Annotated in this window: 17 protein-coding genes; 5 read left to right on the top strand and 12 right to left on the bottom strand. The window is 69.3% G+C overall.

Annotation, left to right across the window (positions count from 1 at the left end):
* Nucleotides 1–179 precede the first annotated feature (179 nt).
* The 7 genes from egtD to ACIQCS_RS15650 all read right to left on the bottom strand — a co-directional run bounded on the left by egtD (nt 180) and on the right by ACIQCS_RS15650 (nt 6,026).
* The gene (gene egtD / locus ACIQCS_RS15680; protein ID WP_345849065.1) at nt 180–1,157 is read right to left on the bottom strand and encodes an L-histidine N(alpha)-methyltransferase; all 978 of its coding nucleotides are present in this window, start codon (nt 1,155–1,157) and stop codon (nt 180–182) included.
* Nucleotides 1,158–1,239: 82 nt separating this feature from the next.
* On the bottom strand, nt 1,240–2,526 hold the full coding sequence (gene egtB, locus ACIQCS_RS15675) for an ergothioneine biosynthesis protein EgtB (protein ID WP_345849066.1): 1,287 nt from the start codon (nt 2,524–2,526) through the stop codon (nt 1,240–1,242).
* A gap of 52 nt (nt 2,527–2,578) precedes the next feature.
* Entirely contained in the window at nt 2,579–3,124 is a 546-nt protein-coding gene (locus ACIQCS_RS15670) for a cob(I)yrinic acid a,c-diamide adenosyltransferase (RefSeq protein WP_345849068.1), read from the bottom strand.
* Between the two features lie 73 nt (nt 3,125–3,197).
* Entirely contained in the window at nt 3,198–4,067 is an 870-nt protein-coding gene (locus tag ACIQCS_RS15665; RefSeq protein WP_345849069.1) for a CmcI family methyltransferase, read from the bottom strand.
* A gap of 47 nt (nt 4,068–4,114) precedes the next feature.
* Nucleotides 4,115–4,750: a LysE family translocator gene (locus ACIQCS_RS15660; RefSeq protein ID WP_345849072.1), complete on the bottom strand. Its 636-nt coding sequence runs from the start codon at nt 4,748–4,750 to the stop codon at nt 4,115–4,117.
* Between the two features lie 55 nt (nt 4,751–4,805).
* Complete coding sequence (locus ACIQCS_RS15655; protein ID WP_086127450.1) at nt 4,806–5,039, bottom strand: twin transmembrane helix small protein; 234 nt, start codon at nt 5,037–5,039, stop codon at nt 4,806–4,808.
* A 9-nt stretch (nt 5,040–5,048) separates the two neighbouring features.
* Nucleotides 5,049–6,026, bottom strand: a complete 978-nt coding sequence (locus ACIQCS_RS15650; protein WP_345849076.1) for a glutamyl-Q tRNA(Asp) synthetase — start codon at nt 6,024–6,026, stop codon at nt 5,049–5,051.
* 98 nt (nt 6,027–6,124) lie between these two features.
* Between ACIQCS_RS15650 and ACIQCS_RS15645 the strand changes: the two genes are divergently transcribed.
* The 3 genes from ACIQCS_RS15645 to ACIQCS_RS15635 all read left to right on the top strand — a co-directional run bounded on the left by ACIQCS_RS15645 (nt 6,125) and on the right by ACIQCS_RS15635 (nt 10,822).
* Nucleotides 6,125–6,691, top strand: coding sequence for an HNH endonuclease (locus tag ACIQCS_RS15645; RefSeq protein WP_280280475.1), 567 nt, complete (start codon nt 6,125–6,127; stop codon nt 6,689–6,691).
* A 159-nt stretch (nt 6,692–6,850) separates the two neighbouring features.
* Nucleotides 6,851–8,437, top strand: a complete 1,587-nt coding sequence (locus ACIQCS_RS15640; protein WP_345849078.1) for a serine hydrolase — start codon at nt 6,851–6,853, stop codon at nt 8,435–8,437.
* Nucleotides 8,438–8,509: 72 nt separating this feature from the next.
* Nucleotides 8,510–10,822, top strand: a complete 2,313-nt coding sequence (locus ACIQCS_RS15635; protein ID WP_345849080.1) for a transglycosylase domain-containing protein — start codon at nt 8,510–8,512, stop codon at nt 10,820–10,822.
* Between the two features lie 69 nt (nt 10,823–10,891).
* Here ACIQCS_RS15635 and ACIQCS_RS15630 read toward each other — a convergent pair whose 3' ends face one another.
* Nucleotides 10,892–11,677, bottom strand: a complete 786-nt coding sequence (locus ACIQCS_RS15630) for an alpha/beta fold hydrolase (protein ID WP_401531276.1) — start codon at nt 11,675–11,677, stop codon at nt 10,892–10,894.
* A 158-nt stretch (nt 11,678–11,835) separates the two neighbouring features.
* Here ACIQCS_RS15630 and ACIQCS_RS15625 point away from each other — a divergent pair, with 158 nt between their 5' ends.
* The gene (locus tag ACIQCS_RS15625; RefSeq protein WP_345849083.1) at nt 11,836–12,837 is read left to right on the top strand and encodes a beta-eliminating lyase-related protein; all 1,002 of its coding nucleotides are present in this window, start codon (nt 11,836–11,838) and stop codon (nt 12,835–12,837) included.
* 49 nt (nt 12,838–12,886) lie between these two features.
* On the top strand, nt 12,887–13,798 hold the full coding sequence (locus ACIQCS_RS15620; RefSeq protein WP_345849084.1) for an EamA family transporter: 912 nt from the start codon (nt 12,887–12,889) through the stop codon (nt 13,796–13,798).
* On the opposite strand, the gene ACIQCS_RS15615 is transcribed toward ACIQCS_RS15620, so the two are convergent.
* From ACIQCS_RS15615 to ACIQCS_RS15600, 4 genes are all read right to left on the bottom strand, one after another.
* Nucleotides 13,708–14,520, bottom strand: a complete 813-nt coding sequence (locus tag ACIQCS_RS15615) for an NAD(P)-dependent oxidoreductase (RefSeq protein ID WP_345849085.1) — start codon at nt 14,518–14,520, stop codon at nt 13,708–13,710. The genes ACIQCS_RS15620 and ACIQCS_RS15615 overlap by 91 nt on opposite strands.
* A gap of 139 nt (nt 14,521–14,659) precedes the next feature.
* Nucleotides 14,660–16,294, bottom strand: a complete 1,635-nt coding sequence (locus tag ACIQCS_RS15610; RefSeq protein ID WP_345849087.1) for a M28 family metallopeptidase — start codon at nt 16,292–16,294, stop codon at nt 14,660–14,662.
* A complete protein-coding gene (locus ACIQCS_RS15605; RefSeq protein WP_345849088.1) occupies nt 16,291–17,877 on the bottom strand; it encodes a M20/M25/M40 family metallo-hydrolase in 1,587 nt (528 codons plus the stop codon). Before ACIQCS_RS15605 ends, ACIQCS_RS15610 begins: the two co-directional genes overlap by 4 nt.
* 2 nt (nt 17,878–17,879) lie before the next feature.
* Nucleotides 17,880–19,556 carry a M28 family metallopeptidase gene (locus ACIQCS_RS15600; RefSeq protein WP_345849090.1) on the bottom strand — a complete coding sequence of 559 codons (1,677 nt, stop codon included), beginning with the start codon at nt 19,554–19,556 and terminating at the stop codon, nt 17,880–17,882.
* Between the last annotated feature and the right edge of the window lie 65 nt (nt 19,557–19,621).

The raw sequence follows: 19,621 nt of genomic DNA, 5'->3' as shown, positions 1-19,621 counted from the left end.
TCCTCCCCGGGACGAGCTCGGGGAGGAATTAAGAAGCCCAGGTTGAGAACCCGAACAAGTACCTGATTCTCTACCGTCATCCCGGCCTTGCGCCGGGATCCCGCTTCTTCCTGCCCTGGCGAGATGGCGAGACCCCGGCGCAAGGCCGGGGTGACGAAGCAAGACCATGAGTCCTCGACCTAAGGCGCCATCCGCAGCGGCTGGGCCTCGCAGAGGATCAGCGCGAACCAGTCGTTCGGATCGGTCCATTCGCGGATCGGCGTCCAGCCGCCGGCGCGCAGCAGCATGCGGGCGCCGTTGCGGCCATATTTGTGGCTGTTCTCGGTGTGGATCGTCTCGCCCGCGGCCATCGCGAAGGCGCGCCCCTCGACGGTGAATTCCACGTCGCGCGCCGCCTCCAGGTGCATCTCGATCCGCGCGGCGTCGTCGTTCCACAATGCGACATGGCGAAACGCCTCGACCGGGATCGTGCCGCCCAGCTCGCGGTTGATCCGCGTGAGCAGGTTGCGGTTGAACGCCGCAGTGACGCCCTGGGCATCGTCATAGGCCGGGACCAGCACCTCCGCCGGCTTCACCCGGTCCATCCCGATCAACAGTCGCGCCCCCTCGCCCAGCCAGTCGCGCATCGCGCGCAGCAGGTCGACCGCGTGGAAGGCCTGCATGTTGCCGATCGTCGAGCCCGGGAAGAAGCCGAGCTTGGGCATGCCCGCCACTTGCCCGGGCAGCGGCACGGGGCGCAGGAAATTGGCCTCGACCGGATGGACCGGCAGGCCCGGAAAGGCCTGGCCCAGCTCGGCGGCGGACTGGCGGAGGAAGTCGCCCGAAATGTCGATCGGCACATAAGCGGCCGGATCGATGGCGCGCAGCAGCAGCGGCGTCTTCACCGACGAGCCCGAGCCGAACTCGACCACCGCCGCCCCCCGCGCGGCGAGCGCGCCGAGCTCCGGCCCGGTCTCGCGCAGCAGCGCCGTCTCGGTGCGGGTGGGATAATATTCGGGGAGCCGGGTGATCTCCTCGAACAGCTCGGAGCCGCGGCGATCATAGAACCAGCGCGCGGGAATGGCGCGCGGCCGCGCGGCGAGGCCGCTCAGCACATCGGCGCGGAAATGCGGATCGGCCAGGCTGGTCTGGCCGTCTTCAAGTTCCTGCTTCAGCATGATTGGCCGGCCTTTCCGATTTTGATCGTCATCCGCGCGCAGGCGGGGATGACGGCGAAGATGTGCTGGCGCGGGAGGATCACTAGAGATCCTTCGCCAGGCGCACGCCGGTGAATTGCCAGCGCTGATGGGGGTAGAAGAAGTTGCGGTAGCTCGCGCGGGAATGGCCGCGCGGCGTGGCGCAGGAGGATCCGCGCAGCACGAACTGGCCGCTCATGAACTTGCCATTATACTCGCCCACCGCGCCCGCCGCCGGCCGGAAGCCGGGATAGGGGCGATAGGCGCTGCCGGTCCATTCCCAGACATCGCCGAAAAAGGCGGGGCCACCCGCCGAAGGATGCGGCTCGACCGGGCCGGCGGCGTCGAGCTGGTTGCCGCCGGCCGGATCATGCGCCGCGGCGGCCGCTTCCCATTCGAATTCGGTGGGCAGGCGCGCGCCCGCCCAGCCGGCATAGGCATCCGCCTCGAAGAAGCTGACATGGGTGACCGGCGCGGCGGGATCGACCGGGCGGCGGCCGTCGAGCCCGAACCGGGTCCAGACATCCCCGTCCCGCCGCCAGTAGAGCGGCGCCTCCACGCCCTCCTTCTGCACCCAGGCCCAGCCGTCGGACAGCCAGTGGCGCGGATCGCGATAGCCGCCATCGGCGATGAAGGCCGCCCATTCGCCGTTGGTGACGGTGCGATCGGCAATGGCATGGGGCGTGAGCAGCGCGTGGTGGCGCGGCCCCTCGCAATCGAAGGCGAAGCCGCCGTCCGCGACAATGGCCATCGGCTCGGTCGGCTCTACTCCCACCGCGACCAGCCCCTCCAGCCCCGCGATCCAGCCGATCGGGCCGGGCATCGCCACCGGCACCTTGGGCGCGCCCTGCCAGACGGCGGGCTCGAGCGGGTTGACCGAGAAATGGTGGAGGATGTCGGTGAGCAGCAGCTCCTGGTGCTGCTCCTCATGGTTGCAGCCGAGCAGCACCAGCGCCCGGGCCGCCGGCGGAAGATCGGGCAGCGCATCCGCCAGCGCGGCATCGACATGGGCGCGCCAGGCACGGATCTCGTCCAGCGTGGGGCGCGACAGCATGCCGCGGCGCGGGCGCGCATGGCGCCGGCCCTCCGCCTCGTAATAGCTGTTGAACAGGAAGGGCCAGCGCGCGTCGAACAGCGCATAGCCGGGCACATGGTCGCGCAGCACGAAGGTCTCGAAGAACCAGGTGGTGTGCGCGAGGTGCCATTTGGCGGGCGAGGCATCGTCCATCGACTGGATCGTCGCATCGGCATCGGAGAGTGGCCGGACCAGCGCCTCGCTCAATGCGCGGGTACGGTGGAACTTCGCGCCCAGGGCGCTGGAAGCCGGCACCGATCCCGTTTCCGTTCGCATTATGTTCTCCTAATCCAACAGGCCTCCGCCCGTCAACCGGAGAAAATATAGGTCAGCGGGACGCCCCCGGCACCCATAGAACGTCGCCGGCCTCGCTTTGGTTCACTGCCCGGGCGGCGACGAAGAGCAGGTCCGACAGCCGGTTGAGATAGGCGAGCGGCAGCCCGGCCGCGCCGGCCGCGACCGCGGCGCGCTCGGCCCGGCGGGTGACGGCGCGGGCGAGGTGAAGCTCGGGCGCGCCCGGGGCGCCGGCGGGCAGCACGAAGCTGGTCAGCGGCGCGAGCGCCGAGTTGATGTGATCGATCCGCTCCTCGAGCCAGGTCACCTGGGCCGGGGTGATGCGCAGCGCGCCTTCGATCCCGTCCGGAGTGGCGAGATCGGCGCCAAGGTCGAACAGGTCGTTCTGGATGTGGGCGAGCATGCCGCCGAACGCATGATGGCCAAGCGTGGCGCGGGCGACGCCGATCGCGCAATTCGCCTCGTCGACATCGCCGATCGCCGCCATGCGCGCATCGGCCTTGGAAATGCGCGAGCCGTCGACCAGGCCGGTGGTGCCGTCGTCGCCGGTGCGCGTGTAGATCTTGTTGAGCTTGACCATGGCGCGAGGATAGGCCGGGGGCCGCGGCGATTCAAATGCCTCCCCGAGCCAGGGCCGGGGAGGCCTCGCGCGGTCAGGCGGCCGCGTCCAGCGTTGCGCGCGGCGGGGGCAGGAAATGCTCCGCGCCGAGCAGCGGGTGCGGGTAGAGGAAGCGATTGGCCGCCATCGGCAGCACCACGCCCTCGGCCACGCCGGGCATGAAGTAATTACCCTGATAGCGATTGGGCTGCGTCATCTCGTTTTCGCCATGATAGGCGGCGCCGATCGGCGCATAGTTCAGTTCGGTCCCGAACACGGCGTAGAGCGCCATGTCGACGAAGTTCATGAACCGGGGTGTGCCGCGCAGATGCGTGTCCTGCGCGATCAGCGCGACCAGATCCTCACGCACGAAGGAGAGCGCCGAGAGATCCTTCACCACCTGCTCGAAATTATGGTCGCCGTCGTGATGGACGATGTTCCGACGGCCGCGCTCTTCAAGCATCACATGGCGGACATAAGCGGGCACGTCGCCATGGAAGAGGCGGATACGGCGCGCGGCGTCGGGGAACATGCGGCGGACGCGCTCATGGGCGAAGCGCAGATATTCGGCGGATATGTCGACTAGGTCGAGATCGAAGTCGAACGCCTCGATGCAGCCGGCGAGATAGGCGGTGGAGCCGCCCATGAACACACCCACCTCGACCACGCGGTCGAACTGCCCGTGATAGTCGCGCAGGGTGCGGACGATGTCGTAATAATATTGCGGTGAACACTGGTCCTCACAGGCCAGGCTCAGGGCACCGACCGTGCCGGCGATGCGATCGAAGATGCGGTTCTGGCCGAGCTGCGGGTGCATGTCGTGGCACGCCTGATAGCCCGACAGGATCTCGATGCCGAGCGCCGCGGCGGGATCCGGCAGATCGTGCAGCGCTTCGTCGGGAGCGATGAAGGTTCCGAGGGTCATTGGGGCATCCTGCTGGTTACCCCTGCTTTATAGAGGCGCAGCGGGCCTCAGGCGTGGCGGAAACGCAGCAGCAACACGCCGAAGCCGATGAAGATCGTGCCGGTCAGCCGGTTGAACCATTTCTTGAGCGCCGGCCGGGCGAGATGGCGGGCCAGGCCGCGCCCGCCCAGCGCATAGACGGCGTACCAGAAACACTCGACCACCGCGAAGGTGAGCACCAGGATCGCGAACTGGGGCGGCTTGGGCGCGGCGGCGCTGACGAACTGGGGGAAGAAGGCGGCGGCGAAGAGCAGGGCCTTGGGATTGGAGATGCTGATCGCGAAGCCACCGCGGAAGAGCTGGGCGGGGCTGAGGTGCCTGTCGGCGAGCGCGGCATCGTCGCCGACATCGAGCGGCGTCGGATCGGCCCGCCAGGCCTTGATGCCGAGCCAGACGAGATAGGCGGTGCCGAGCCAGCGCAGCACTTCGAACGCGCCGGGAATGGCGAGCAGCAGCGCGGTGAGGCCGGCGGCGGAAGCGGTGAGGATCGTCATCAGCCCGGCCAGGCAGCCGGCCATCGCCGCCACGGTCCGCCGCACGCCGAAATCGACGCTGCGCTGGAGGATGTGGAGCATGTTGGGGCCGGGCGTTCCGGAAAGCAGGAACACGGCCATGACGAACAGCCACCAGGTCTGGAGAGTCATCGCGGGGACCTTCGCGGTCGGGGGTCTTGGAAAGGGGCCCGCCGGCCCCGGCGCGTCAGCCCTTGGCCGACATGACGAACAGGATGATCGCGGCCACCGCGATCGCCACCGCCTGGAGCAGGATGCGTTGCTGCATCAGCTTCTGCGACTTGAGCGCGCGCGGGCTCGGGCCGTCGCCATGCCCCTCCAGGTCCTGGCTGGTGGTGCCCGCCATGTTCACCAGCCCCTTGATGAGGACGAACAGAGTCGCGAACATCGCGGCGACGAGCAGGATGGCGAGGAAGAACATCCCGCCAGCTTACGCCCCCGTGGCGGCGATGCCAACCGGCAGTTGCCCGGCGCGCAACCGCTCGGCGAGCGCCCGGCCGTCCTCGCCCGCCAGCCGCAGCGCCTCCAGGCTCGGCGCGCCGTGGCGCTTGGCAAGGCGGCTGCCGTCGGGGCCGGCCAGCAGCGGGTGATGGCGATATTCGGGCGTCGGCAGGCCGAGCAGCGCCTGGAGCAGGCGGTGGACATGGGTGGCGGCGAACAGATCCACCCCGCGCACGACATGGGTGATGCCCTGGGCGGCGTCGTCGACGGTGACGGCGAGATGATAGCTGGCGGGCGCGTCCTTGCGGGCGAGGACGACGTCGCCCGCGGCGGCGGGATCGGCGCGGACGTGGCCGGCATGGGCATCGTGCCACCAAAGGAATTCCGCCCCGAGCTCGTCTCGGGAAGGGGGACCATCGCGCAGCGATGGTGGAGGGGCCGACGCGGCATGCGGCGGTAAACCGCCGCACCCCTCCACCACGCCCTGCGGGCGTGGTCCCCCTCCCCCAGCAAGCTGGGGGAGGAATTGGAGCGCCCTGGCCATGTCGAGCCGCCAGCAATGCGGCCGGGAGAGGTCCGGCGCTTCCAGTCCGCGGCAGGTGCCGGGATAGCGCGCGCCTTCCGGCCCATGCGGCGCCGATGCGCTGGCGGCGATGTCGGCGCGGGTGCAGAAGCAGGGATAGAGCAGGCCCGCCGCACGCAACCGGTCGAGCGCTTCGGCATAGAGGTGCAACCGCCGGGACTGCCAGGTCACCTCGCCGTCCCAGCCCAGGCCGAGCCATTCCAGGTCCCGCAATATCGCCTCGACATGCTCGGGCCGCGAGCGGGTGCCGTCGATATCCTCGATGCGCAGCGTGAAGCGCCCGCCCTGCGCCCGCGCATGATCATGCGCCTGGATGGCCGACCAGGCATGGCCGAGGTGCAGCCGCCCCGTCGGGCTCGGCGCGAAACGCGTGTGGATAACCATCAAACCGGCCCTTGACCGCGAGTCGCGGCATATGCTGTCATCAGCGCGTCACGCTTCTCGGCAAGAGGCGGGGCACCATAATTTGGGCGAGGGAGCGCATGTATCATCCCGATCTGATCCGCCATCCGGACAGCTGCCCTGCCCTTGTGCTCAACGCGGACTATACGCCCCTGAGCTATTATCCGCTGAGCGTGTGGCCCTGGCAGACGGCGGTCAAGGCGCTGTTTCTCGAACGGGTGGACGTTGTCTCCTATTACGAGCGGGAAGTGCGAAGTCCCAGCGCGAGGCTGAAGCTCCCTTCGGTCATCGCGCTCAAACAATATGTGAAGCCTTCGCAATTCCCCGCCTTCACCCGCTTCAATCTCTTCCTTCGCGACAAATTCTCCTGCCAATATTGCGGCAGCCATCGCGACCTCACCTTCGACCATGTCATTCCCCGCGCCCAGGGCGGGCGCACCACCTGGGAAAATGTCGCCACCGCCTGCGCGCCGTGCAACCTCAAAAAGGGCGGGCGCACTCCCCAACAGGCCGCGATGCCCCTCTATCTCCAGCCGATCCGGCCGACCAGCTGGCAGCTCCAGGAGCATGGCCGGCGCTTCCCCCCCAATTACCTGCACGATACCTGGCGCGACTGGCTCTACTGGGATGTGGAGCTGCTGGCCTAGGTCATCTTCGGTTTCCTTACCCCGTCATCCCGGCCTTGAGCCGGGATCCCGCTTCTTCTTTCGCGGGCAAGGCAGCGGGACCCCGGCTCAAGGCCGGGGTGACGAAGTTGGTGGGGCGCGCTAGCATTCCCGCAACAAGGTCTTGCGGGGAATAGAGATATGAGCGGCTTCACCATCGACCGGCGCACGGCGCTGGCGCTTTCGCTGGGCGGCGCCGCCACGGTCGCCTTTCCGCGGCTGGCTCTTGCCGCCGCGCTCGACGAGGCCGCGGTCGACGCGATCGTCCGGCCCTTCATGGCCGCCTTCGCGACGCCGGGCATCGCCGTGGCGATCGTCCGCCCCGGCGCGCCCGCGTTCGTGAAGGGCTATGGCGTGCGCACGCTCGGCAAGCCGGGCGCAGTGGACGCGCATACCCGCTTCGGCATCGCGTCGCACTCCAAGGCATTCACCGCCGCCGCGCTGGCGCTGCTCGTCGACGCGGGCAAGCTCGGCTGGGAAGACCCGGTGGTGCAGCACCTGCCCGAGTTCCGCATGTCCGATCCCGCCGTCACCCGGATGATGACGGTGCGCGACCTGCTCGTGCATCGCTCCGGACTGCCCCTGGGCGCCGGCGACCTGATGTTCTTCCCCGCCGGCACCCATGTCGCCGCGGACGTGCTCAAGGCGCTGCCCTATCTGAAGCCGGCGCGCGGCTTCCGGGCCGGCTACGACTATGACAATATCCTCTACATCGTCGCCGGCCTGCTGATCGAACGAGTCGCCGGCATGGCCTGGGACAAGTTCGTCGAGGCGCGGCTGTTCGCGCCGCTCGGCATGGCCGACGCGGTGGGATCGCGCGAATCGCTCCGGACCGACAATGTCGCCGGCCGGCACGCGCGGCTGGGGCCGCCGGTGCGCGGGATCGGCAAGCTCGAAGTGGTGCAGCCAGACGAGGGCCCGATGGTCGACGCCGCGGGCGGGATCAACGCCAGCATCAGCGACATGGCGAAATGGCTGCAGGTGCAGCTGGCCCAGGGCAAGCTGCCCGACGGCAAGCAGCTCTGGTCGCCCGAACAGGCCAAGGAGATGTGGAAGCCGCAGACCATCACCGCGGCAAGCGACGGGCCGACCGACACCAACCCGGCACGACCGGTGCTCGCCGCCTATGCGCTTGGCTGGTTCGTGCAGGACTATCGCGGCATGCGGATGATCCAGCATAGCGGCGGACTGTCCGGCCAGGTGACCTATTCGGGGATGCTCCCGTCGCGCGGCATCGGCGTCTCGGTGCTGAGCAATGTCGAGGAGAGCGTCTCCGCCGCGATCCGCAACGCGATCCTCGACCGGCTGATCGACGCGCCGGCGTTCGACTGGGTGGCGAGCTACCGCACCCGCCAGAAGGCAGCGCAGGACGAGGCGCTGGCGAGCGTCGAGGGCGGCGTGGACAAGGCGCCGGCCGGCGGCCCCGCGCTGCCGCTGGCCGCCTATGCCGGGCGCTATCGCGACCCCTGGTATGGCGACGTGGTGGTGAGCCAGAAGGGCGGCAGGCTGTGGATCGACTTCGTGCCGACTCCCGTCTTCAAGAGCGCGCTCGAGCCCTGGGGCCCGGACAGCTTCCGCACCCGCTTCGCCAAGGATGCCGGCGAGGACGCCGTGGTCAGCTTCCAGATCCAGGACGGCAAGGTGGCCGGCGTGACGATGAAGCCGCTCTCGCCGCTCGCCGACTTCAGCTATGATTATCAGCACCTCGCCTTCGTGCCGGTGCCGTAATCAACTGTATTATTGTAGTAATACAGATGCTGCGCTAAAAGGACCGCATGCGAGCGGCGGAATCGACGACTGATGGCTGACGGGAACGATCCGAGGAACGTCCGTTTTCCGTTGCGCCGGTCCGGCGACGATTTCGAGCCGGCGCCCGCTCCGGCGGCCAGGCCGGAGCCGCGCGCCTGGCGTCCGCCATCGCTCGAGGGAATCGTGGGCGACGCGCTCAGGCGGGTGCGCCCGCAACGACAGGAGCCACCGCTCGAGCTTTCCGGCGGCATGCCCCCGCCCGGGGACTATGCCCCGCGCTGGCGCCGCGCCGCGCCGCCCCCGCCACCCCCTCCGCCGCCACCGATCCAGCCGGGCCATGCCGAGCCGCTGCCGGCGGGCGGCTACACCACCAACCTGCCGGTGGTGGTCCGGAAGCGGAACTGGCTGCGCTGGGCGAGCTGGGCGGTCGCCGGCTTCATCCTGCTGTTCTTCCTCGCGATCGCCTGGCTGGCGCTGACCGCGCCGCTCTCCAAGTCGCTGCAGCCGCCGGCGCCGCCGTCGATCACCTTGCTCTCCGCCGAGGGCAGGCCGATCGCGCGGCGCGGCGCGGTGATCGCCGAGCCGGTGGACGCGACGAAGCTGCCCGCGCATGTCCGCAACGCGTTCGTCGGGATCGAGGACCGGCGCTTCTACAGCCATTGGGGCGTCGATCCGCGCGGCATCCTGCGCGCGTTCGTGCACAACGTCACCCAGAGCGGCGGCTCGCAGGGCGGCAGCACGATCACCCAGCAGCTCGCCAAGAACGCCTTCCTCAATTCGCAGCGCACCTTCGGGCGCAAGGCGCAGGAAGTGCTGATCGCCTTCTGGCTCGAAGCCTGGCTGAGCAAGGACGAGATCCTCTCGCGCTATCTCTCCAACGTCTATTTCGGCGACAATGTGTACGGCCTGCGCGCCGCCGCACGGCATTATTTCAGCACCGAGCCCGAGGACCTGACCCTCAGTCAGGCGACGCTCCTGGCCGGGCTGGTCCAGGCGCCTTCGCGGCTCGCCCCCACCGGCAACCTGAAGGGGGCGCGCGAGCGGCAGAAGCTGGTGATCGGCGCGATGGTCGACGCCGGCCTGATCGCCAAGGGGCGGGCGGCATCGATCCGCCCGGCGGTGCTCAACGTCACTCGGTCCAGAGACGATCTGCCCAACGGCACTTATTTCGCCGACTGGGTGCTGCCCCAGGCCCGCGACCGGGCCGGCGGGGTCGGCACCGAGCAGACGGTGCAGACGACGCTCGAGCTCGCCGCGCAACAGGCCGCCGAGCGGGCGGTGCGCGGCGCGGGGCTGAAGAAGTCGCAGATCGCGATCGTGGCGATGCATCCCGATGGCCGGGTGATCGCGATGGTGGGCGGGAAGAGCTATGCGGAGAGCCCGTTCAACCGCGCCACCCAGGCACGGCGCCAGCCGGGATCGACCTTCAAGCTGTTCGTCTATCTGGCGGCGCTGCGCAGCGGCATGGACCCCGACACGATCGTCGACGACAGCCCGGTCCAGATCGGCGACTGGAAGCCGGAGAATTCGCATGGCAGCTATGCCGGCAAGATCACGCTGCGCCAGGCCTTCGCCAAATCCTCCAACGTCGTCGCCGCGCGGCTGACCCAGAAGCTGGGCGTGCGCGAAGTGACGCGGGCGGCACGCGACCTGGGCATCTCCACGCCGATCGGCGACGACGCCTCGATCGCGCTCGGCACCTCCACCGTGTCGCTGCTCGAGCTGACCGCCGCCTATGCCGCAGTGGCCAACGGCGCCTATCCGGTGCGGCCGCAGGGCCTGAGCGACGACGAGGCGGCGAGCGACTGGCTGGCCAAGCGGCTGGGCGGGCCCACCCGCTTCAACGGGCGCCAGCTCGACGACCTGCGCAGCCTGCTCGGCACGGTGGTGGAGGACGGCACCGGGCGCGGCGCGGCGCTGCCGATCCCGACCTATGGCAAGACCGGCACCACCCAGGACAATCGCGACGCGCTGTTCATCGGCTATGCCGGGGGCATCGTCTGCGGCGTGTGGCTGGGCAATGACGACAATTCGCCCAATCCCGGCCTGTCGGGCAGCGGCCTGCCCGCGCGCGTGTGGCGCGACTTCATGACCCGCGCGCTCGACCTGCGCATCCCGCCGCCCGAGCCGACGACCGAGCCCGACGGCAACGACGTGACGCTGGGCGATGTGCTGAACGGCGTGGGCGACTTCATCCAGGGGACGGGGATCGAGACCCAGGTGGTGCCGCAGGGCGTCGATCCCGACGCGCAGGGCGAGCCGCCGATCGACGCGCCCCGCCCCGCGCGCCGCGACCGGGGGCCGGACGGGTCGCCGCCGCCGGATCGCTTCCGCCCGGACGATCGGCGCGGCGAGGAGCGGTGACCGGCGCGCGGCGGTCCGCGCTGTCCTCCTGACGCGCATGGCCACGCATCCAGGGGACAGCCGCACGCATCAGGATGCGCGCGCCTGCCGCACCAGCAGCTGCTCCAGGATGGCCGCGAAACCGGGCGGCGCCTCCTCCATCGGATAATGGCCGCAGTTGCGGACCGTCGCCACGGCGAGATCCGCGTACCAGCGCCCGAACAGCGGGGCCATGGTGGCGGCATCCAGGCCGGGATCGCGATCGCCGAGGATCAGATTGGCCCGCGTCGCCGCCCCTGCCAGCTTCGCGGAGAAATCCGTTCGGAACAGATCCAAATAGGCCATTTTGACCTCCGCGACCGAGGCCGCGCGGCTGCGCACCCGCTTGGCCTCGATCCATCCGTCCGCGAGCGGGCCCGATAGGAAGCGCATCAGCCGGCGAAAGGCGTCGTCGTTACCGGCGGTCGCGGCGAAGAATGCCAGCGCTTCGTCATCCGCGGGCGATCCGCTGGCCGGCAGCGGGCAGACGGCGGTGAGGCTGGCGACTCGCTCGGGCGCGAGCATGGCGGCGCATTGCGCTATCATCGCGGACAGCGAGTGTCCGACAAGATGGAAATGCCGCCAGCCCCGCCCGTCGGCCAGGGCAAGGACCGCGCGCGCCAGCGGCTCGACGCCGGCCGGCACGGGATGATCGCAAGACGCGCCATAGCCGGGCAGATCGGCAAAGGCGTACTGGAAGCTGTCGCGGTCGAGATAGGGCAATATGGGGTCGTAGGTCGTGCGATCCCCGTGCCAGTCGTGCAGCACGATGACCTTCTGCGGGCCATGGCCGACCGAATCATGGCCGAGAAACGGGGAATTGGCGTAGCGGCGCATCTGAGATCTCCCTTGGCATCGTGCCGAAAGAATCTCAGCCGCCGTCCCGGCCGCCGATATGCAGCCCGGCTCGCATGCGGGATCGGGGAAGTCAATCGCGGGGACGCCCATAATCCCGTTGTTGACGTTGCGGCGCACCCCTCGCATGGACCGCTCCCATGCGCTTCTTCTCCGACAACGCCGCTGCCGTCTGCCCTCAGGTGCTCGCCGCGCTGGGAAGCGTGAACCGGCTCGACACCGCCTATGACGGCGACCAATGGTCGCAGGCGCTCGACGGCGCCTTTTCAGACCTGTTCGGCACCCGGGTGCGCGCGCTGTGGGTGCCCACCGGCACCGCGGCGAACAGCCTCGCCCTGGCGGCGCTCTGCCCGCCTCATGGCGGGGTGGTCTGCCACCGCGAGGCGCATATCAATGTCGACGAGTGCGGCGCGCCCGAATTCTACACGCACGGCGCCAAGCTGCTGGCCGGCGAGGGCCCCGGCTCCAAGCTGACGCCCGCGGCGATCCGCGCGGTGATCGATCCGATCCGCCCGGACGTGCACCAGGTGCAGCCGCACGCGATCTCGATCACCAACGCGACCGAATATGGCCTGGCCTATACGCCCGAGGAAGTGGCGGCGATCGGCGCGCTGGCCAAGGAGCGCGGGCTCGGGCTGCACATGGACGGCGCGCGCTTTGCCAATGCCGTCGCGCATCTCGGCTGCCATCCCGGCGACGTGACCTGGCGCGCGGGCGTCGACGCGCTGAGCTTCGGCTTCGTCAAGAATGGCGGAATGAGCGCCGAGGCGCTGATCTTCTTCCGGCCCGAGCTGGCCGAGGCGACGCTCTATCGCCGCAAGCGGGCGGGGCTGCTCTTCTCCAAGGGCCGCTATCTGGCGGCGCAGATCCTGGCGATGCTGGAGGACGATCTGTGGCTGAAGAACGCCCGCGCGGCCAATGCCGGCGCGCAGCTGCTCGCCCGGGCGGCGGGGGAACGGCTGGTATATCCGGTCGAGGCCAATGAAGTGTTCCTCAAGGTGCGTGCCGAGGAAGCGGCGAGGCTGCGCGCGCTCGGCTTCGATTTCTACGACTGGGGCGTGGGCGAGGCGCGACTGGTGATCAGCTGGGACCAGGCCGAGGAAGCGATACGGCCGCTGGCCGACGCGATTGCAGGGTTGTGAGGATGGGCTCTCCCCAATTCCTCCCCGAGACAAGCCCGGGGAGGAATTGATGGCCGCCGCTCCCCAATCCGCCCGGCTCCCGGTCCTGATCCCCTTCGCGATCGTCACGCTGATCTGGGGGTCGACCTGGATCGTGATCCGCGACCAGCTTTCGGTGGTGCCGCCGAGCTGGTCGGTCACCTATCGCTTCGCGGTGGCCGGCGTGACCATGCTCGCCTGGGCGGCGCTGCGCGGCGACAGGCTGCGGCTCGATGCGCGGGGCGTGCGCTTCGCGGTGCTGCTCGGGCTCGCGCAGTTCGTGTTCAACTTCAACTTCGTCTATCGCGCCGAACAGCACATCACCTCAGGCGTGGTGGCGGTGGTCTATGCGCTGCTGCTGGTGCCCAATGCGGTGCTCGCGCGGATCTTCCTCGGGCAGAAGATGGGGCGCCAGCTGGTGATCGGCTCGGCGATTGCCATGACGGGCGTCGCCCTGCTGTTCCTGCACGAAGCGCGGCTGAGCCCGGTGGGGCCGGCCCAGGCGCTGCTCGGCATCGCCATCGCGCTGGCCGGCGTGATGTGCGCCTCGATCGCCAACATCATGCAGGCGACCGATACGGCCAAGGCCTATCCGATGGCGACGATGCTCGGCTGGGCGATGCTGAGCGGGGCGGCGATCGACGGGCTGTTCGCGCTCGCCACCGCGGGGCCGCCGACATTCGACCCCCGGCCCAGCTATGCGGGCGGCATCCTCTATCTCGGCGTGCTGGGATCGGCGCTGACCTTCAGCATCTATTTCCGCCTGATCCGCACGATCGGCCCGGCCAAGGCGGCCTATACCAGCGTGCTGATCCCGGTGATCGCGATGCTCTTCTCGACGCTGTTCGAAGGCTATCGCTGGTCCGCGCTGGCCGAGGGCGGCGCGGGGCTGGTGCTCGCGGGGCTGGTGGTGGCGCTGAGGGCGCGCAGGCCCAACCGGTAATCGGCATGGCGCGGGCGCCAGCCCAGCACTCGCTTCGCCTTGCCGTTCGCGACGCGGCGATTCTCGGCATGGAAGGCGCGCGCCTGGGGACTCAGTCCTGCCGTCTCCAGCGGGACGGCCGGCGGAACCGGTAGCCCGAGCAGCGCGCAGCCATAGGCGACGACATCGCCCTGCGGGGCCGGGAGGTCGTCGGCCAGGTTATAGGCGCCGGGCGGCCCGGCAAAGCCGGCGATCACACCCTCGACGATGTCGTCGACATGGATGCGGCTGAACACCTGGCCCGGCAGGTCGATCCGCGGCGCGGCGCCAGCGCGGATGCGGTCGAGCGGGGAGCGGCCGGGGCCGTAGATGCCGGGCAGGCGGAACACATGCGCACCGGCAAGCGCCAGCCAGGCGGCGTCCGCCCGTGCCCGCGCGGTGCGGCGGCCGGTGCCCATGGGCGCCGTCTCGTCGACCCAGGCGCCGCCGGTGTCGCCATAGACGCCGGTGGAAGAAAGATAGCCGATCCAGGCGCCCGCGACGGCGATCCGGTTGCCATAGGTCGCGAGGACGGGGTCTTCCTCGCCCGGCGGGACGGTGGAGAGGATGTGCGTGGCGCGCGCGATGTCGCGCGCACGGCCAGCGAAGGTCTCGCGGGTGACGGTGGCGATTTCCGCCTGGCCGGCAAGCCGGGCGATCAGGCGGGTGGCGGTATAGCCGGGGCCGAAGATCAGGAGACGCATCTAGCTTCCCCTCCCTGCAAGGGAGGGGATCGAGGGGTGGGTCGCGTCCGGGCGATACTGAAAATGCGCATGTCGCGGCCACCGCATCGCATGCATCCACCCACCCCCAGCCCCTCCCTTCCAGGGAGGGGAGCAAGGATCACTGCGCCCCATATCCGCCGAACTGGACCCCGAAGAAATCGCCCTTGTTCCAGCGCGGCCGCGCAGGCGCGTCGGAGAGCGCGCGGGCGACGGCATAGTTCAGGCGCATATATTTGGCGGCCGAATTCCAGTCGAACGGCAGGTCGATCTGGTCCGAGGGCTTGTGATAATTCTCCGCGAGGAACTTCTTCTGCGCCTCCGCGCCCTGCCCGCCCGGGCCGGTGTCGATCGAGACCGCCGGAATGCCCGACTTGACGAAGCTGTAGTGATCCGAGCGGACGAAGAACATCTCTTCCGGGTTCGGATCGGGGACGACGGCCAGCCCCTCGGTCGCGGCCGCCGCGGCGATCGCCGGGCCGAGGCTGGAGCGCTCGCCCCCCAGCGCGACGACATCGACCAGCGGATAGGTCAGGATCGGCATGTCCATGTTGACGTCGGCGACCAGCCCCGCCTTCGGGACCGGCGGATAATGGACGAGATAGTCCGAGCCGAGCAGGCCCTTCTCCTCCCCTGACAATGCCACGAACAGCATCGAGCGCCGGGGCTTCTCGACCGAGGCGACGAACTTGCGCGCCACCTCGAGCATGGTCGAGACGCCGATCGCATTGTCCATGGCGCCATTGTAGATGCGGTCGCCATTGACCGCATCCCCCACGCCGACATGATCGAGATGGGCGGAGAGGACGACATATTCCGCCTTGAGCGCCGGATCGCTGCCCGGGATCAGCCCGACCACGTTGCGCGTCGCCTGCGTCACCAGCTTGGTCTTGCTCGCGACCCGGAGCGTGCCGACGAGCGCCCCGGTGGGAACCCTCGAGCCCCGGCGCTGCGCGGCGAGCACGTCCGCCCAGCGGATCCTCGCGCCCTGGAACAGCTTCTCCGCGCCGGCCGGGCCGACATAGCCGACCGGCGGGGCGCCCGCCGCGAGCGCGAAGGCAGTGCCGTCGGGGCGGGCCCAGGTGGTGCGCCCATAATCATAATAGGGGACGATCGCCTCGAACGGGATCTGCTCGCGCTGGGCGAGCGATTCGAGCACGATCACCGCCACCGCGCCCTTTTGCTGCGCGATCGCCGCCTTCTGCTCGTCGTCGCCGAAATGCGCCTCGACTTCGTTGGGCAGCCCCTGGGGTACGCCGGGAAGGATCGCGACGATCTTTCCCTTCACGTCGAGCCCCTTGTAATCGTCGCGCCGGCCCTCGGGATAGACGATGCCATAGCCCGCGAAGACGATGCCGCCTTCGGCCTTGAAATCGGGCGTCGCCGGTGCGGGCGTGTTGACATAGTCGATGCCGAACTGGAGCGGGATCTCCATCGCGCCGCGCACCAGGCTCCACTTCGCCTTTTCGGCCGGCTTGTACGAGACCAGCTTGAACGGCTGGAACCAGCTTCCCCCCGCACCGGGCACCAGGCCGATCGCGAGCATCTGCGCCGCCACATATTCGGCCGCCACGTCATAGTCGCGCGTTCCCGCCTCGCGCCCGCGCAGAACATCGGCGGCGAGGAACTGGACATGCGCCTTCAGCGCCGCCTGGTCGGGCGGAAGCGAGGCCGCGGCCTGCGGCGCGGTCTGCGCCTGGGCGAGCGGCGCGGCGAACAGCGCCGCCACCGCCACGAGGAAGCGGTGGAAGGTCATTTTTCCGAAGACCCCTGGGCCAGCGGCCCCTTGTAGAGCGTGCCGAAGAAATCGCCCTTGTTCCACACCGGCTTCTGATCGGCATCGGCGATGGCGCGGGCGATCGCATAGTTGAGGCCGACGAAGCGCAGCCCCTGCTTCCAGTCGATCAGCCCCACTTCGTCCGAAGGCTGGTGATAATGCTTGTCGAGGAACTCCTTGGTCGCCGCCGCGCCCGGGCCGCCCGGCCCGAGATCGAGCGACACCGCCGGGATGCCCGCCTTGACGAAGCTGTAGTGATCCGAGCGGACGAACGAGGCTTCCTCGGGCGTGGGATCGGGGACGAGCTTGACGCCCTCGGCCGCGGCGGCCGCCTCGACCAGCTTGCCCAGGGTGCTGCGATCCGCGCCATAGGCGACCAGATCGACAAAGTCATAGGTCAGGATCGGCATGTCGAGATTGACGTCGGCGACGATCGCGCCCTTGGGCACGGTGGGGTTGGCGGCGAAATATTCCGAGCCGACCAGGCCCTTCTCCTCCGCCGTCACCGCGACGAACAGGATCGAGCGCCGGGGCGCCTTGCCCGATGCCTGGAAGCGCCTGGCCACTTCGAGCATCGCGGCGGTGCCGACGGCATTGTCCATGGCGCCGTTATAAATGGTGTCCCCCTTCGCATCGGGCCGGCCGACGCCGACATGATCGAGATGGGCGGAGATCACCACATATTCGGCCGCCTTGTCGGTACCCGGCAGCACCCCGGCGACATTGTTGCTGGTGAGCGTGCGGATCGCGGTGTTGGCGGTGCCGGTGGCGGTTACGTCCAGCGCGCCGGTCGGCAGCTTCCTGTCTGCCTTGTCGGCGGCGAGCACGGCCTCCCACTGGATCTTCGAGCCGGCGAAGAGCCTGGCCGCGCCGTCCATGCCGAGATAGGCGAAGGGCGGCGCGCCGGCGCCGGCATCCGACCCTTGCCAGGTCATCGCCTCGCTCTGCGCGAAGCCGACGCTGGTGGCGAACGGAAAGATCGCGTGGCGGGCATTGCCCTCGATCAGGATGACGCCGACGGCGCCGTGGCGGGCGGCCACCGCCGCCTGCTGCTCGGGCTGGCCGGAATGTGCGCGAATGTCGCTGGGCAGGTCGTGCGGCGAATCGCGCAGCACCGCGACGATCGCGCCCTTGGTCTTGAGGCCCTTATACTCGGCCTCGCTGCCATAGCCGACAAAGACCACCGGCCCCGACACCGCGACCTTGGGGTTCGACGGCACCGCGCGGGCGACATAGTCCTTGCCCCAGACCAGCGCCGTCTCGACGCCGCCGCGGTTGAGCGACAGCGTGCCGTGATCGGCCGATCTATAGGCCAGCAGCGGCACCGGCTGGAGCCAGCCGCCGCCCGCGCCCGCGGGCTTGAGCCCCGCCGCGAGCATCTGTGCCGCGACATATTGCTCGGCGATGGCCAGCTCGGGCGAGCCGGTGTCGCGGCCCTTCATCGCATCGGAGGCGAGGAACTGGACATGCGCCTTCAGCGCCGCCGCGTCCTTGCCGAGATCCTGGGCGAAGGCGGGCGCCGCCGCGAGCAGGGTCGCGGCCAGGAGGAATGCGCGCTGCATGCTCACTTGGCCCCCGCGCCATTATAGGTGAGGCCGAAGAAATCGCCCTTGTTCCACATCGGCCGCTGCTCGCCATCGGCGATCTCGCGGGCGATGCGATAGTTCACGTCGACGAAGCGCACGCCCGATTCCCAGTCGATCGCCGGCAGCTGGCCGATCTCGTCCGAGGGCTGGTGATAATGGTTCTTCATGAAATCGTCGATCGCGGCGCGGCCCGGGCCGCCCGCGCCCGGCCAGAGGAAGACCGAGGGCACGCCCTTGCGGACGAAGTTATAGTGATCCGAGCGCACGAAGATATTCTCGCCGGGCAGCGGATCGTCGGACAGCGGCACGCCGATGGCCTTGCCCGCCCGCTCGACGATCGGGCCCAGCGTGGAATGGCCGGCGCCGTACACCACGATGTCCTGGAACTTGTAGGTGATGATCGGCATGTCGAGATTGACGTCGGCGACGATGCTCGACAGCGGCACGGTGGGATTGTTGGCGAAATAGTCCGAGCCGACCAGGCCCTTCTCCTCGGCGGTGACCGCCAGGAACAGGATCGAGCGGCGCGGCTTCGTGCCCGCCGTCTTGAAGCGCTTGGCCTCCTCGATCAGCGAGGCGATGCCGACGGCATCGTCCAGCGCGCCGTTGTTGATCGTATCGCCGGTCTTGTCGGGCCGGCCGACCCCGATATGGTCGAGATGCGCGGAAAGGACCACGACTTCCTTCGACAGCGCCGGATCGCTGCCCGGCAGCATGCCGGCGACGTTGTAGCTTTTCACCGGCGTGAGCGCGGTCTTGGCGGCGACGGTGACAGTCACCGGCAGCGCCTCTGCCTTGAACGCCGCGTCGGGTGCGGCGGCCGCCTTGGCGATATCGGCCCATTTCTGCCTGGCCCCGGCGAACAGCTTCTCGGCACCGGCCAGGCTGACGATGCCGGCCGAGGGCGTGCCCGGCGCGGCGATATGGCCGGTGCCGTCGGGATTGCCCCAGGTGAAGCGCGGCCGCGACGCGGCGTTGACGTAGTAGCTGAAGGGCCGCGCCTTGACGGTGTGCGGCGATTCGAGCGTGATCGTGGCGATCGCGCCGTGCTTCGCCGCGATCTCGGCCTTGGCGGCGGGATTGGAGAAATGCGCGGCGACCTCGCCCGGGAAGCTCTCGGGCGCGCCGCCGAAATAGGCGACGATCCGGCCCTTCACATTGACGCCCTTATAGTCGTCGCGGCCCTGGCCGACGATGCCATAGCCGACGAACACCACCGGCGCGGTGACGCCGTAACTGGGCGTCTCGGGATTGGCCGAGGAGACGAAATCCTTGCCGAATTCGAGCGCGACCGGCGTGCCGCCCTTGCCCGTCACCGTCATCGTGCCGGGGCCGTCCAGCTTGGCGCTGACCAGCGGCACCTTCTGCAGATAGCCGCCCTCGTCGCCCGCGGGCTTGAGCCCGGCCGCGTAGAATTGCGACGCGACATAATGGGCGGCGATGTCGAACTCGGGGCTGCCGGCCTCGCGGCCCTTCAGCGCGTCCGAGGCCAGGAACATGACATGGCTCTTGAGCGCCGCCTGGTCGGCGGGCAGCTCGGCATTGACGATTGCATTGCGCTCGGCGGCGCTGGGCGCCGGAGCAGGCGCGTTCTGGGCATAAGCGGGCAGCGCCAGCATCAGCGCAAGGGCCAAGGGCGTGGTGGTGCGGATCATGTGGGGGAACCTCTCGGCGGCAACTCGGTATATCGCTTCGGTAGCACGGCTTGGCGCAGGCGCAA

Source organism: Sphingomonas sp. NPDC092440, from assembly GCF_044754985.1.
Taxonomy (GTDB): Bacteria; Pseudomonadota; Alphaproteobacteria; order Sphingomonadales; family Sphingomonadaceae; genus Sphingomonas.
Note: the sequence above shows the minus strand (reverse complement) of the source record. Positions and strands in the feature narration are given on the sequence as shown.

What these genes read in the sequence shown, in the direction of transcription:
- egtD (WP_345849065.1), bottom strand. Translation starts at nt 1,157, where the DNA reads ATGCTGAAGCAGGAACTTGAAGACGGCCAGACCAGCCTGGCCGATCCG.
- egtB (WP_345849066.1), bottom strand. Translation starts at nt 2,526, where the DNA reads ATGCGAACGGAAACGGGATCGGTGCCGGCTTCCAGCGCCCTGGGCGCG.
- ACIQCS_RS15670 (WP_345849068.1), bottom strand. Translation starts at nt 3,124, where the DNA reads ATGGTCAAGCTCAACAAGATCTACACGCGCACCGGCGACGACGGCACC.
- ACIQCS_RS15665 (WP_345849069.1), bottom strand. Translation starts at nt 4,067, where the DNA reads ATGACCCTCGGAACCTTCATCGCTCCCGACGAAGCGCTGCACGATCTG.
- ACIQCS_RS15660 (WP_345849072.1), bottom strand. Translation starts at nt 4,750, where the DNA reads ATGACTCTCCAGACCTGGTGGCTGTTCGTCATGGCCGTGTTCCTGCTT.
- ACIQCS_RS15655 (WP_086127450.1), bottom strand. Translation starts at nt 5,039, where the DNA reads ATGTTCTTCCTCGCCATCCTGCTCGTCGCCGCGATGTTCGCGACTCTG.
- ACIQCS_RS15650 (WP_345849076.1), bottom strand. Translation starts at nt 6,026, where the DNA reads ATGGTTATCCACACGCGTTTCGCGCCGAGCCCGACGGGGCGGCTGCAC.
- ACIQCS_RS15645 (WP_280280475.1), top strand. Translation starts at nt 6,125, where the DNA reads ATGTATCATCCCGATCTGATCCGCCATCCGGACAGCTGCCCTGCCCTT.
- ACIQCS_RS15640 (WP_345849078.1), top strand. Translation starts at nt 6,851, where the DNA reads ATGAGCGGCTTCACCATCGACCGGCGCACGGCGCTGGCGCTTTCGCTG.
- ACIQCS_RS15635 (WP_345849080.1), top strand. Translation starts at nt 8,510, where the DNA reads ATGGCTGACGGGAACGATCCGAGGAACGTCCGTTTTCCGTTGCGCCGG.
- ACIQCS_RS15630 (WP_401531276.1), bottom strand. Translation starts at nt 11,677, where the DNA reads ATGCGCCGCTACGCCAATTCCCCGTTTCTCGGCCATGATTCGGTCGGC.
- ACIQCS_RS15625 (WP_345849083.1), top strand. Translation starts at nt 11,836, where the DNA reads ATGCGCTTCTTCTCCGACAACGCCGCTGCCGTCTGCCCTCAGGTGCTC.
- ACIQCS_RS15620 (WP_345849084.1), top strand. Translation starts at nt 12,887, where the DNA reads ATGGCCGCCGCTCCCCAATCCGCCCGGCTCCCGGTCCTGATCCCCTTC.
- ACIQCS_RS15615 (WP_345849085.1), bottom strand. Translation starts at nt 14,520, where the DNA reads ATGCGTCTCCTGATCTTCGGCCCCGGCTATACCGCCACCCGCCTGATC.
- ACIQCS_RS15610 (WP_345849087.1), bottom strand. Translation starts at nt 16,294, where the DNA reads ATGACCTTCCACCGCTTCCTCGTGGCGGTGGCGGCGCTGTTCGCCGCG.
- ACIQCS_RS15605 (WP_345849088.1), bottom strand. Translation starts at nt 17,877, where the DNA reads ATGCAGCGCGCATTCCTCCTGGCCGCGACCCTGCTCGCGGCGGCGCCC.
- ACIQCS_RS15600 (WP_345849090.1), bottom strand. Translation starts at nt 19,556, where the DNA reads ATGATCCGCACCACCACGCCCTTGGCCCTTGCGCTGATGCTGGCGCTG.